Genomic DNA, 13,562 nt, shown 5'->3' with positions numbered 1-13,562 from the left:
GCGGCCTCCGCGGCCGCCGCCCCTCGCTGTCCGCCGGAAGCCGTCAGGCCGACAGCTTCGCCAGCGCCGCGTCGATGCGGGCCAGGGTCTTCTCCTTGCCCAGGATCTCCAGGGACTCGAAGAGGGGCAGGCCGACCGTGCGGCCGGTGACCGCCACGCGGACCGGGGCCTGCGCCTTGCCGAGCTTGAGGCCGTGGGCCTCGCCGGCGGCCAGCACGGCGTTCTTGAGGGACTCGGGGTCGCTCCAGTCGGCGCCTTCGAGCTTCTCGCGGGCGGTGGTGAGGAGGGCCGCGGGCTCGCCCTTCATCGCCTTGTCCCACGAGGGCTGGTCGAAGACCGGCTCCGAAAGGAAGAGGAAGTCCACGTTGGCCGTGATGTCCGAGAGGACGGTGACGCGGGTCTGGGCGTGCGGCGCGATGGCCTCCCAGGCGGTCCGGTCGAAGTCCTCGGGCGCCCAGTTGGCGAAGGGGGCCCGCAGCCAGGGCTCACAGGCCTCGGCGAACGCCTTCACGTCCAGCATGCGGATGTGGTCGGCGTTGATCGACTCGGCCTTCTTGAGGTCGAAGCGCGCCGGGTTGGCGTTGACGTCGGCGATGTCGAACGCCGCCACCATCTCGGGGATGGTGAAGATGTCCTGGTCGGCCGAGAAGGACCAGCCGAGGAGCGAGAGGTAGTTCAGCAGACCCTCGGGGAGGAAGCCGCGCTCCCGGTAGAGGTTGAGGGAGGCTTCCGGGTCGCGCTTGGAGAGCTTCTTGTTGCCCTCGCCCATCACGTACGGCAGGTGGCCGAAGGAGGGGATCTCCTTGGCGACGCCCAGCTCGATCAGGGCCTTGTAGAGCGCGACCTGGCGGGGGGTGGAGGAGAGCAGGTCCTCGCCGCGCAGGACGTGGGTGATCTCCATCAGCGCGTCGTCGACCGGGTTGACCAGGGTGTACAGCGGGGCGCCGTTGGCCCGGAGGATGCCGTAGTCCGGCACGTTCTCCGGGGTGAAGGTGAGCTCGCCGCGGACCAGGTCGGTGAAGGTGATCGGCTCGTCGGGCATCCGGAAGCGGACGATCGACGCGCGGCCCTCGGCCTCGTACGCCGCCTTCTGCTCGGCGGTGAGGTCGCGGCAGTGGCCGTCGTAGCCGGAGGGGCGGCCGGCGGCGCGGGCGGCGGCGCGGCGCTCGTCGAGCTCCTCGGTGGTGCAGTAGCAGGGGTACGCGTACCCGCCGGCGAGGAGCTTGTCGGCGACGTCCTTGTAGATGTCCATCCGCTGCGACTGGCGGTACGGGGCGTGCGGGCCGCCGACCTCCGGACCCTCGTCCCAGTCGAGGCCGAGCCACTTCAGGGAGTCGAGCAGCTGGTTGTACGACTCCTCGGAGTCGCGCGCAGCGTCGGTGTCCTCGATGCGGAAGACCATGGTGCCCTCGTTGTGCCGGGCGAAGGCCCAGTTGAAGAGAGCGGTGCGGACCAGGCCCACGTGGGGGTTGCCGGTCGGCGAGGGACAGAAACGGACGCGAGGGGGTCCCCCCTGCTCGAGCGAAGCCGAGAGCTTGGGGGAGTTCGGGTTAGCCACGCTTGATCACCCTATTGGTGAGAGTGCCGATGCCTTCGATGGTGACGGCGACCTCGTCGCCGACGTTGAGGGGGCCGACCCCGGCGGGGGTGCCGGTGAGGATGACGTCTCCGGGGAGCAGCGTCATGGCCTCGGTGATGTGGACGACCAGGTCCTCGATGGAGCGGATCATGTCGCTCGTCCGACCCAGCTGGCGCTGTTCGCCGTTGACCGTGGCCTGGATGGTCAGGTCGCTCGCGGCAGCGATGCTCAGGTCCGTCTCGACCCAGGGGCCCAGCGGGCAGGAGGTGTCGAAGCCCTTGGCGCGGGCCCACTGCTTCTCGCGCTGCTGGGCGTCGCGGGCGGTGACGTCATTGGCACAGGTGTAGCCGAAGATGACGTCCTTCACGCGCTCGCGGGGCACCTCGCGGCACATACGGCCGATCACCACGGCCAGTTCGGCCTCGTGGTGCAGCTCGTTGGAGAAGGAGGGGTACTCGATGGCGTCGCCGGGGCCGATCACCGAGGTGGTGGGCTTGAAGAAGGCGACGGGGACGTCGGGGACCTCGTTGCCGAGTTCGGCGGCGTGCTCCGCGTAGTTGCGGCCGATGGCCACGACCTTGTTGGGGAGCACGGGCGGCAGGAGCCGTACCTTGCTCAGCGGGACCTTGGTGCCGCTGAGTTCGAAGTCGGTGTACGGGATGCCCTTGATGATGTCGAGGACGAGGCCGCCGGACTCGACGGTTCCCTCGCCCTCGACGGCGCCGAAGGCCACATTGCCGTCGATGGAGAATCTGGCGATGCGCACGAGTGCTGTCGCCCCTCACTTGGTGCTGGCTGGAGTCTGACGCTCCAGGCTAACGCGGCGCGGGGCGGCCGACCGGCGATGTCACCGGGCCCGTGACAAGGATGACGCGGGTGGCTCCGGGGGTGGCTTCAGCGGGACGCGGAGGCGTAGGGCTGGGGCTGGTACGGGGCCGGGGGCTGCATGAGGACGGTGCGGCGCGGGTTGGCCGTCTTCGCCGGCAGCGCGACCGCGTACTCGGGCAGGGCGACCCGGCCGAGCTCTGCGGCGTCCGAGAGGTGGACGAGGGTGGAACGGCGGGGGTTGGCCGTGGTGCCGGGCGTCGTCGTCTTCATCGCGGTGATCTGACCTTGTTCCGGAACGGGCGCCGCGTTCGGGCGCGAGGGGGTGTAAAGCGTCAGGCTAAACATGCGATTCCCTTCGAATGCATGGCTAAGACATCGATCATCGTGTGAGTTTGCTCACCACGGGCAACATATTCCGGGCATTACGGACCGTCGCCTGTCGCCACGGAAAGGGACATTACGCCACTGAATGCTCTATTCCGCTCCTGATCATGTCGACTGGGACACACGGGTACGCGCAGTCATTGGAGAGGAAAAGTCCGAATCCTCCGTGATCATCTTCTACGTGGGGTGACGTTCTGCGTACGGGTTGTCATGACCCTCCCGGCGCGACACGCGGCCCTTGTTGGAGGTCCGGCACTGTGCTGGAATTCCACGCACCGCCGCGGGTTTCAAGCCGGCGCGCAGGGGGCGCAACGCAGCGCCGGCCTAGTGGCGGGGAAGGGGGAGCTGCGCCGGTCACCGACGACCACCTGGGGTGCCCTCCACGCACCCCGATTGACACCGACACCGTCCTCTCCGTTCATCCGGAAGGACGCCTGGTCCAGAGGTTGCGACGCTAGTGCAGGGACGTTTCAAGAGGGATGGCTCGGGGTCTCCCCAGGCCCGTCAGGGCCGAGCGGATGCTCCGGCGGAGCAGGAACCGCGTGCCGGGACCGACCGCGGTCCCTCGGCCTCGCACACCCCGAACCAGGGTCAGGGCCCGTCCGGCGAGGGCGGTGACGGCGGCAGGCGCACGAGCGCCGCGGCCGCGTCCGCCGACCCGTCCGACACACCCCCCAAGGTCCGGGCCGAGAACGAGGTCGGACCTCGAATAGCCCTGCGCAACTGGCGCATCTCCACGCGCCTGGTCGCGCTCCTCACCCTCCCCGTGGTCGCCGCGACCACCCTGGGCGGCATCCGCATCAGCGAGTCGCTCCAGGACATGGAGCAGCTCGACCACATGCAGCTGCTCACCAAGCTGACCCGTGAGGCCACCGACCTCGCGCAGGCCCTCCAGTCCGAGCGCGACCTCTCCGCGGGTCCGCTCTCCAACAGCCGCCCGGTCAGCGACTACCAGGTCGCCAACCCGCGCCGGAAGACGGACCTCGAGTACAAGGCCTTCCTCCAGGCCACGGAGGCCATCCCGGCCACCGAGGGCGACGAGGCGCTGCGCAGCATCCGGCAGAACGTCAACCAGATCGCCTCGCAGGTCAGCGGTCTGCACACGATCCGGAGCAACGCGTACGAGAAGGACGTCTCCCACTCGGTGACGGTCGAGGCGTACAGCCGTCTCATCCGCTCGCTGCTCAGCCTGTCCCAGGACATGGCCCAGGCGACCAGCAACCCCGAGATGATCAAGCGGACCCGCGCGCTCGCCGCGTTCTCGTCCGCCAAGGAGTACGCCTCCATCCAGCAGGCGATCATCGCCGCCGCGCTGCCGCCGAGCGACCGGACCTCCGGCGACATCCAGCAGGGTGACCGCCTCTACGCCGAGGCCGCGCTCAACTCCGAGGGCCGCGAGCTCCAGTCCTTCCAGGCGATCTACGAGTCGACCGGCGGCGACGCCACCGAGCGGCTCGCGTCCCTGAACAGCGGCAACCCGTCGATCACCGCCGCGGAGAAGTACGCCGAGCGTGTCCTCAACATGGACAACGCGATGAAGAGCGGCCCCAAGCGCGGCCACCTCAACTTCACCGACGAGTACGGCACCAAGATCGCCACCATGAACCGCATCGAGCGCGGTCTGCTCGGCGACATGGAGAGCCTGGCCCGTGAGCTCCGCCAGGAGTCGCAGCGGGACGCCATCGTCAACGGTGCGCTGATCCTCCTCGTCCTCGGCGTCTCGCTCATCGGCGCCTTCGTCGTGGCCCGGTCCATGATCCGCTCGCTGCGCCGGCTCCAGGACACCGCGACCAAGGTCGCCCAGGAACGCCTGCCCGAGCTGGTCAAGCAGCTCTCCGAGTCCGACCCGCAGGACGTCGACACCTCCGTCGAGTCCGTCGGTGTGCACTCCCGGGACGAGATCGGCCAGGTGGCCGCGGCCTTCGACGACGTGCACCGCGAGGCCGTCCGTCTCGCCGCCGAGCAGGCCCTCCTCCGGGGCAACGTCAACGCGATGTTCACCAACCTCTCGCGCCGTTCCCAGGGCCTCATCCAGCGTCAGCTCTCGCTCATCTCCGAACTGGAGTCGCGCGAGGCCGACCCGGACCAGCTGTCCTCGCTCTTCAAGCTCGACCACCTCGCGACGCGTATGCGCCGTAACGGTGAGAACCTCCTCGTCCTCGCCGGTGAGGAGCCCGGCCGCCGCTGGACCCGCCCGGTCCCGCTGGTCGACGTGCTCCGTGCCGCCGCCTCCGAGGTGGAGCAGTACGAGCGCATCGAACTCGCCTCGGTCCCCGCGACCGAGGTCGCCGGCCGGGTCGTCAACGACCTCGTCCACCTCCTCGCCGAGCTGCTCGAGAACGCCACCTCGTTCTCCTCGCCGCAGACGAAGGTCCGGGTCACCGGTCACGCGCTGCCCGACGGCCGGGTGCTCGTCGAGATCCACGACACCGGCATCGGCCTCTCCCCCGAGGACCTCGCCGCGATCAACGAGCGGCTCGCCTCGCCGCCCACCGTGGACGTCTCCGTCTCCCGCCGCATGGGTCTCTTCGTGGTCGGCCGCCTGTCCCTGCGACACGGCATCCGCATCCAGCTGCGCCCCTCCGACTCGGGCGGCACCACCGCGCTCGTCATGCTGCCGGTCGACGTCGCCCAGGGCGGCAAGAAGCCGATGCCCAAGCCGGGTGCCGGCGGCCAGGGCGCGATGCCTCCGGGTGCCTCCGCCCCGGGCGGCCGGCTTCCCGCCGGTCCCGGCGCGGCCGGTGGCCCCGGTGGACGTCCGGGCCAGGGCGGTGCGCCCTCGGGCGGCCTGCTCGGCGGCGGCGCTCCGCGCGGCCAGGTCGGTACGAGCGGTCCCCGGGCCGCGCTGCCCGCCCGTGACGGTGCGCCGCTCGCCGGGGGCCCGCAGGGCGCCCCGCAGTCCCGTACCCCGCAGCCGCAGAACGCCTCGCTCGACCGGACCGGTCAGCTGCCGCAGGCGCCGCAGGCCCCGCAGGGCGGCGACGCGCTGCGGCCGGGCCCCGGTGGCGGCGGTCTCATCGGCGGCGCCGCGAGCGCCATCCCGTCCCGCACGGACGTGTGGGGCAGCCAGGGCTCCCCGCAGGCCGGACCCGGCGCTCCGCAGCACGCACCGCAGGGTCAGGGTCAGGGCCCCGGTGCCCAGCAGACCGGCGGGTACGAGTTCCCGCGCGCCGAGCTGCCGGGGGGCAACCCCCAGGCGCAGCGCCCGCAGGCGGCGAGCTGGGGCAACGACCAGGGCCAGCAGCCGGTCCGCCGCCCGCAGCAGGAGATGTCCCCGCTGGACGCCCCGCGCGGCCACGAGGACCCCGAGACGACCGGCTCGTTCGCGGCCCCGGCGCCCCAGGGCCCCGGGTCCACGGGCCAGTTCCCGCGCCCCGACTTCGGTGCGCCCCAGTCGCAGGGCCGCCCGCAGCAGGCCCCGCAGCAGCAGGCCCCGCAGGTGTACCAGGGCGGTGTCCAGGACCCGGCGTCGACGGCGCAGTTCCCGCGCCCCGACTTCGGCGCCCCGCAGGGCCCCGGCTCCACCGGCCAGTTCGCACGGCCCGACGCCGGCGGCCCGCAGCAGGCCCCTCAGCAGCAGGGCTACCAGGGCGGCCAGCAGCAGCAGTTCGGCCGGCAGCCCTACGTACCGCAGGCGCAGCAGCAGGCCCCGCAGCCGCCGGCCCCGCGCCAGCGCACCGGCGGCGACTTCGGCGCCCAGCGCCCGGAGCCGGTCCCGCCGCAGCAGCGTCAGCCGCAGGGCCAGCAGCCGCAGCTCCAGCAGCCGCGCCGTCCGGAGGCGCTGCCGCCGGCGGGCGCGGGCGACGGCCGTACGCCGCTGTACGACACGCTCGAGACGAACTGGTTCCACCAGGAGCAGGCGCAGCAGCAGGCACAGCAGCAGGCGCAGGCCCCGGCCGCGCCGCAGCCGTCCGCTCCGGCGCAGCGTCCGGCCGGTGACCCGGCCGACGGTCGCCAGAACGGCGGGGCCGCCTGGCGGACCTCGCCCAACGACGAGCTGGTGCGCCAGGCCGAGCGGGTGCGCAAGCCCGCGGCCGGCGGTGTCACCACCTCTGGTCTTCCCCGGCGTGTGCCGAAGGCCAACCTCGTACCCGGGACCGCACAGGAGCAGGCCCACACGGCCGGCCCCCAGGTCTCGCGTGCACCCGACGACGTCCGCGGCCGGCTGACCAATCTGCGCCGCGGTATCCAGCAGGGCCGGCAGGCAGGTAACTCGACCACGGGTAATCACCACCTCGGTCCGAACCATCAGCAGGAGCGTTAGTTGAACGCGATGAGCCAGGCGGCGCAGAATCTGAACTGGTTGATCACCAACTTCGTGGACAACACCCCTGGGGTGTCCCACACGGTGGTGGTCTCCGCCGACGGACTCCTGCTGGCCATGTCCGAAGGATTCCCCCGCGACCGTGCCGACCAGCTGGCGGCGGTCGCGTCCGGACTGACCTCGCTGACCGCGGGTGCGTCCCGGATCTTCGAGGGGGGCCCCGTCGCGCAGACCGTGGTGGAGATGGAGCGCGGCTTCCTCTTCCTCATGTCGGTCTCCGACGGTTCCTCGCTGGCCGTGCTCGCACACCCCGAGTGCGACATCGGCCTCGTGGGCTACGAGATGACGCTGCTGGTCGACCGGGCCGGCAGTGTCCTCACCCCGGATCTCCGCGCGGAGCTCCAGGGAAGCCTGCTCCACTAGCCGGTTCGCCTCCGGGACAGAACCCCACCGCACGACCGATCGACAGGGCGGTACGCCCCTCCGTACCGCCCTGGCACCGTTATCCGTCCGGCCGCCCCACCCGGCCCCCCACCGGCCCCATCAGACGGCAGAAGGTTTGCTGTCACGCCCGGAGGATTCATGACCCCGCCCCCCGCCTCTCACGATCCGTACGGCGCCTCAGTCGACGAGTACGGACATGAGGGCGACCAGCCGCTGGTGCGTCCGTACGCGATGACCGGCGGCCGGACCCGGCCGCGCTACCAGCTCGCCATCGAGGCGCTGGTCAGCACCACGGCCGACCCGGCGCACCTCGCCACGCTCCTCCCGGAACACCAGCGGATCTGCCACCTGTGCCGCGAGGTCAAGTCGGTGGCCGAGGTGTCGGCGCTGCTGTCGATGCCCCTCGGTGTCGCCCGCATCCTCGTCGCCGACCTGGCGGAGGCCGGCATGGTGGCGATCCACCAGCCGGGCAACGGAGAGACCGGCGGCACGCCGGACGTGACTCTGCTCGAAAGGGTGCTCAGTGGACTTCGCAAGCTCTAGCGGCGGTGCGGCCCGTTCGACCACCAGCGCGAAGATCGTGGTGGCGGGTGGCTTCGGCGTGGGCAAGACCACGTTCGTCGGCGCCGTCTCCGAGATCAACCCGCTGCGTACCGAGGCCGTCATGACGTCCGCCTCGGCGGGCATCGACGACCTCACGCACACCGGTGGCAAGACGACGACGACCGTCGCCATGGACTTCGGCCGCATCACCCTGGACCAGGACCTGATCCTGTACCTCTTCGGTACGCCGGGCCAGGACCGCTTCTGGTTCATGTGGGACGACCTGGTCCGCGGCGCCATCGGCGCCGTCGTCCTCGTCGACACCCGCCGCCTCGCCGACTGCTTCCCGGCCGTCGACTACTTCGAGAACAGCGGCCTGCCGTTCGTCATCGCCCTCAACGGCTTCGACGGCAGCCAGCCGTACCAGCCGGAGGAGGTCCGCGAGGCCCTCCAGATCGGCCCCGGCACCCCCATCATCACCACGGACGCCCGGCACCGCGCCGACGCCAAGAGCGCGCTCATCACCCTGGTCGAGCACGCCCTCATGGCCCGGCTCAAGTAGCCGGACGGCCATCCCGGTCGTCCTCTGCCGCCGCGAGGGGCGGTCTGTGTCATTGGACACGGCCGCCCGCGCGTTCATAACATTTCGACAGAGAATTGGGGCGCCTCGGACACCCGACGCATCCGATCGGTGTCGCTGCGCTCACCTGAGCCCCGTCTTTTGACGGGGCTCGCTCTTTATGCCCGTTTTATACGAGGCGCAGGCCCGTGAAACCGGCCGCATCCCACTGTTTGGAACCGACCCCCTTCACGTGCTGCAATTCATGAACTCCCGAGTAGTACGGCCCTGAACGAAACACCGGCACAACGTAGGTGCCGACGCCGAGAGGTTGTTGGTCGAGTGAGGCGCAGCAAGGAAAGCTCCGCGGAGCAGGAGACACGGGGCAACTTCACCCCGCCGTCGCGGACGGCGATGTCGCCCGCGGACGTGCCCGTGACGCAGCCTGCCGTGGCCCCCGCACCGGGCAGCTCCAGCAAGCTTTCGCCCCGCAACTGGCGGGTGCCCACCAGGCTGAACGCGATCCTCTGCATACCCGTGCTGGTCGGCCTCGTCATGGGCGGCTTCCAGGTCAAGGGGTCGATCGACACCTGGCAGGAGGCGCAGGACGCCGAGAAGACGGCGCTCATCGTGCGCGCCGCCTCGGAGTACAGCACCGCCCTTCTCAACGAGCGCGACCTGACCGCGGCTCCCCTGCTGGCGGCGAAGACCGCCGAGGACCGCAAGAGCGACGAGGTCACGAAGGCGTACGCCGCGACCGACGCCGCCAAGGTGAAGTTCGACGAGGCCGCCAAGGACCTGCCCTCGGGCCAGGGCCTGGAGCGCCGGCTGAACCTCTTCCGGGAGGAGGAGCCGAAGCTCGAGGCGCTGCGCAAGGCCGCGTACACCCGCTCCCTCGACCCGGTGAACACCCAGCTCCAGTACACCGGCGTCCAGCACTACCTCACCGAGTTCTCCAACGAGCTCGGCCTCGGCACCGGCAACGTCACGGCCTACGGCCGCAGCGTCTACGCCATCCAGCTGGCCAAGGGCGCCGAGTCCCTCCAGCGCTCCATAGGCACCCAGCTCCTGGTCCGGCCCAGCCGCACCGAGGCCGTCTTCGCCCAGCAGTCCGTGGCGTTCAACTCGTACAACTACCTGGAGCAGATCGCCCTCGGCGAGTTCTCCTCCGGTGGTATGCCCGAGGACGTCGAGATGCTGAAGAAGGTCATGGCGGGCAAGGCCGCCGAGGGCGCCAAGCAGATGCAGGCCGCCGGCCTCGACCTGCCCAAGGGCAAGGACGGCTCCGTCTACTCGGGCGCGGCCACCGCGATCGGCACCGCCAAGGACCCCGAGGGCCTCGCGTCGCTCAAGGCCAAGGGCATCACGGCCGAGACCTGGATCGCGATCGCCACCGCCAAGTTCGAGGGCTACTCCGAGGTCGAGAAGGCCCTGGTCGACAAGGCCGTGGCCGAGGCGATCAAGATCTCCGACGAGGCCAAGACGGACGCCTGGGTCAACGGTGGCATCGTCGTCATCGCCCTGCTCGCCGCCTTCATCCTCGCCGGGATGATGGCCCGCCAGATGAGCCGCGCGATGCAGCAGCTGCGCACCGCCGCCTTCGGCATCGCCGAGCAGCGTCTGCCGATGCTGGTCGATCAGCTGTCCCGTACGGAGCCCGGCCGCGTCGACACCCGCGTGCAGCCGATCCCGATCGACACGCAGGACGAGATCGGCGAGGTCGCCCGCGCCTTCGACCAGGTCCACCGCGAGGCCGTCCGGCTCGCCGCCGAGCAGGCCATGCTCCGGGGCAACGTCAACGCGATCTTCACCAACCTCTCGCGCCGCAACCAGTCGCTGATCGAGGGCCAGCTGACCCTCATCACCGACCTGGAGAACAACGAGGCCGACCCGGACCAGCTGGAGAACCTCTTCCGCCTGGACCACCTGGCGACCCGTATGCGCCGCAACGGCGAGAACCTCCTCGTCCTCGCCGGCGAGGAGCCGGGCCGCCGCTGGGACCAGCCGGTCCCGCTGGTCGACGTCATGCGCGCCGCCTCCTCCGAGGTGGAGCAGTACGAGCGCATCGAGCTGGCGGGCGTGCCGGAGGCCGAGATCCACGGCCAGGCCGTGACCGACCTCGTGCACCTGCTCGCCGAGCTCCTGGAGAACGCCACCACGTTCTCCTCCCCGCAGACCAAGGTCCGCGTCACCGCGACCCGTCTTCCCGACGGCCGTGTGATGGTCGAGATCCACGACAAGGGCATCGGCCTCACCGCCGAGGACTTCGCGGACATCAACCACAAGCTGGCCAACCCGCCGACCGTGGACGCGGCCGTCTCCCAGCGCATGGGCCTCTTCGTGGTCGGCCGGCTCGCCGACCGCCACGGCATCCGGGTCCAGCTGCGCCCCTCGGGCGAGCAGGCCGGTACGACCTCGCTGGTCATGCTGCCGGACGCGATCACGCACGGTGGCGGTGGCGAGCAGCCGCTCCAGGACGACTTCACGGTCTCCCAGATCATTCCGCAGCAGCAGCAGCCGAGCGCCTTCGAGGCCGCTCCGCCGCAGCAGCAGCCGATGCTGACCGCCGCCGACCTCGGCTTCGACGACTCCCGCTACGAGCAGCCGGCCGAGGAGGAGCGTCAGCTCGACCCGGTCAACCGCTCGCTGAAGCGCGAGGGGCGGCGTGCCGCCCTGGAGGCCCAGGCCCAGGGTGGCGACCGGCCGCTCTTCCGCGACGAGGCGGAGCAGCCGGACGAGTACGGGCAGCAGGGCCAGGAGTACGCGCAGCAGGGCGAGCACCAGGGCCAGGAGTACGGGCAGCAGCAGGGTCAGGAGTACCCGGCCGAGCAGTACGCCCCGGCGCAGGAGTACGGCCAGCAGCAGGCGCAGGGGTACGGCCAGGAGTACGCGGCCGGGTTCCCGCAGCAGCAGGACGGCTACGCGTACCCGCAGCAGGGCTACGAGGGCTATCCGCAGCAGGGCTATGCGGAAGCTTCGTACGAGACCTCGGGAACCGAACACCAGCAGTACGGCAATGCGTTCGATACCCAGTCCCACCAGGGAACCTGGCAGGATCAGAGCGCTTACCAGGGTGGCTACCAGCAGCCGTTCGGAGCGGAATCGGAATCTGCTCCGAGCGCTCCCGAACAGGCCCACGACCGCGTAGGCTTCGACCGTCCGGGTCCGACCCCGAGTGCCGCCCCGGACGCCGGTCACGCGCTGACCGACGCCGGACTGCCGCGCCGCGGCAGCGTCGCCTCGCCGACCCAGCAGGCGCCGCAGCAGCAGGCACCGCAGCAGGCGAAGCCCGCGCAGCCGGCGCAGGAGCAGCAGCAGAACGAAGCCGACCCCACCGACGAATGGCGCTCGACCAACGACGAGCGCTGGCAGCGGGCCGGGAAGCTCAAGGACCCGAAGGCGGGCGGGGTCACCTCGTCCGGTCTTCCCCGCCGGGTCCCGAAGGCCAACCTGGTCGAGGGCACGGCGGAGCAGACCCCGCAGGGCGGCCCCCAGGTCTCCCGCGCACCCGAGGACGTACGGGGCAGGTTGAGCAACCTGCGCCGCGGCGTCCAGCAGGGACGCAGCGCGGGAACGGACACGAACGGATCGGGCCTCGGCCCGGGCAGTACCTACAACCAGGAGCGTTAGTGTGAGCATGAGCCAGGCGGCGCAGAATCTGAACTGGTTGATCACCAACTTCGTGGACAACACCCCTGGGGTGTCGCACACGGTGGTGGTCTCCGCCGACGGACTCCTGCTGGCGATGTCCGAGGGTTTCCCCCGTGACCGCGCCGACCAGCTGGCGGCCGTCGCCTCCGGACTGACCTCGCTGACCGCGGGCGCGTCCCGGATCTTCGAGGGTGGTGCGGTCAATCAGACCGTGGTGGAGATGGAGCGCGGCTTCCTCTTCATCATGTCGATCTCGGACGGCTCCTCGCTGGCCGTACTCGCCCACCCCGAGGCCGACATCGGTCTCGTGGGCTACGAGATGGCACTTCTCGTGGACCGCGCGGGCACCGTCCTGACTCCCGACCTCCGGGCGGAGCTTCAGGGAAGTCTTCTCAACTAACAGACAGACAGTGCGTTTCGCGCCACCGCCCCGTAAGGTGCGGTGGCGCGGGTCCAAGGGACATGGACCGCGAGGCAGTCGGAGGAGGAGACGTGGGAACACCACCGGGCTCAAGCCCCTACAACGGTTATGACGCGCACCAGGCGCCGCTCGGCGACACCGCGCAGAACCGGTTCAACTTTCCCTCCGCCCCGAGCAGACAGGGCGTTTCGCAGCCCTATCGGCAGCCTCACGCCCAGCCCGCGGGTGCGCAGGGCTCCTCGCGTGCCCCGTCCGCCGCAGGCTCCAGCAGCTCCGGCGGCGGGCACAACCCGCTGGTCCGTCCGTACGCGATGACCGGCGGCCGGACCCGGCCGCGCTACCAGCTCGCCATCGAGGCGCTGGTCAGCACGACGGCCGATCCGTCCCGGCTGCAGGGCCAGTTGCCCGAGCACCAGCGGATCTGCCGGCTGTGCTTCGAGATCAAGTCGGTCGCCGAGATCTCGGCCCTTCTCTCCATCCCCCTCGGCGTCGCCCGAATCCTCGTGGCCGACCTGGCAGAGGCCGGGCTCGTCGCCATCCACCAGCCGGGCGGCGACGAGGCCGCCGGCGGTCAGCCAGACGTGACACTGCTCGAAAGGGTGCTCAGTGGACTTCGCAAGCTCTAGCGGCGGCGCGGCCCGTTCAACCACCAGCGCGAAGATCGTGGTGGCGGGTGGCTTCGGCGTGGGCAAGACCACGTTCGTCGGCGCCGTCTCGGAGATCAACCCGCTGCGTACCGAGGCCGTCATGACGTCTGCGTCCGCGGGCATCGACGACCTCACGCACACCGGCGACAAGACGACGACGACCGTCGCCATGGACTTCGGCCGCATCACCCTGGACCAGGACCTGATCCTGTACCTCTTCGGTACGCCGGGCCAGGACCGCT

Annotated in this window: 11 protein-coding genes; 8 read left to right on the top strand and 3 right to left on the bottom strand. The window is 70.7% G+C overall.

The features are described 5' to 3' along the window. Positions 1-43: 43 nt before the first annotated feature. From gltX to ACFQ79_RS37705, 3 genes are all read right to left on the bottom strand, one after another. Positions 44-1,558, bottom strand: coding sequence for a glutamate--tRNA ligase (gltX, locus tag ACFQ79_RS37715; RefSeq protein WP_383592139.1), 1,515 nt, complete (start codon positions 1,556-1,558; stop codon positions 44-46). Beyond that, a complete protein-coding gene (locus tag ACFQ79_RS37710) occupies positions 1,551-2,345 on the bottom strand; it encodes a fumarylacetoacetate hydrolase family protein (protein WP_055598481.1) in 795 nt (264 codons plus the stop codon). The genes gltX and ACFQ79_RS37710 overlap by 8 nt, the downstream gene beginning before the upstream one ends. 128 nt (positions 2,346-2,473) lie before the next feature. After that, on the bottom strand, positions 2,474-2,677 hold the full coding sequence (locus ACFQ79_RS37705) for a hypothetical protein (protein WP_231071511.1): 204 nt from the start codon (positions 2,675-2,677) through the stop codon (positions 2,474-2,476). A 571-nt stretch (positions 2,678-3,248) separates the two neighbouring features. Here ACFQ79_RS37705 and ACFQ79_RS37700 point away from each other — a divergent pair. The 8 genes from ACFQ79_RS37700 to ACFQ79_RS37665 form a co-directional block, all read left to right on the top strand. Next, on the top strand, positions 3,249-7,055 hold the full coding sequence (locus ACFQ79_RS37700; protein ID WP_383592136.1) for a nitrate- and nitrite sensing domain-containing protein: 3,807 nt from the start codon (positions 3,249-3,251) through the stop codon (positions 7,053-7,055). 9 nt (positions 7,056-7,064) lie between these two features. Beyond that, a complete protein-coding gene (locus tag ACFQ79_RS37695; RefSeq protein WP_030325548.1) occupies positions 7,065-7,478 on the top strand; it encodes a roadblock/LC7 domain-containing protein in 414 nt (137 codons plus the stop codon). A gap of 159 nt (positions 7,479-7,637) precedes the next feature. Next, positions 7,638-8,042 carry a DUF742 domain-containing protein gene (locus ACFQ79_RS37690; protein WP_017235980.1) on the top strand — a complete coding sequence of 135 codons (405 nt, stop codon included), beginning with the start codon at positions 7,638-7,640 and terminating at the stop codon, positions 8,040-8,042. Continuing rightward, a complete protein-coding gene (locus tag ACFQ79_RS37685) occupies positions 8,023-8,604 on the top strand; it encodes an ATP/GTP-binding protein (protein ID WP_055602619.1) in 582 nt (193 codons plus the stop codon). The genes ACFQ79_RS37690 and ACFQ79_RS37685 overlap by 20 nt, the downstream gene beginning before the upstream one ends. A 339-nt stretch (positions 8,605-8,943) precedes the next feature. Beyond that, a complete protein-coding gene (locus ACFQ79_RS37680) occupies positions 8,944-12,231 on the top strand; it encodes a nitrate- and nitrite sensing domain-containing protein (RefSeq protein WP_383592134.1) in 3,288 nt (1,095 codons plus the stop codon). Positions 12,232-12,238: 7 nt separating this feature from the next. Continuing rightward, positions 12,239-12,652, top strand: a complete 414-nt coding sequence (locus ACFQ79_RS37675) for a roadblock/LC7 domain-containing protein (protein WP_026057603.1) — start codon at positions 12,239-12,241, stop codon at positions 12,650-12,652. Positions 12,653-12,744: 92 nt separating this feature from the next. Beyond that, positions 12,745-13,299 carry a DUF742 domain-containing protein gene (locus ACFQ79_RS37670; RefSeq protein ID WP_383592131.1) on the top strand — a complete coding sequence of 185 codons (555 nt, stop codon included), beginning with the start codon at positions 12,745-12,747 and terminating at the stop codon, positions 13,297-13,299. Further along, a partial coding sequence (locus tag ACFQ79_RS37665) for an ATP/GTP-binding protein (RefSeq protein ID WP_176902409.1) occupies positions 13,280-13,562 on the top strand: 283 nt, incomplete at its 3' end. The genes ACFQ79_RS37670 and ACFQ79_RS37665, both read left to right, overlap by 20 nt.

This window comes from Streptomyces sp. NPDC056480 (assembly GCF_042795405.1).
Lineage (GTDB): Bacteria > Actinomycetota > Actinomycetes > Streptomycetales > Streptomycetaceae > Streptomyces.
This window is presented reverse-complemented; position numbering and strand designations above follow the sequence as displayed.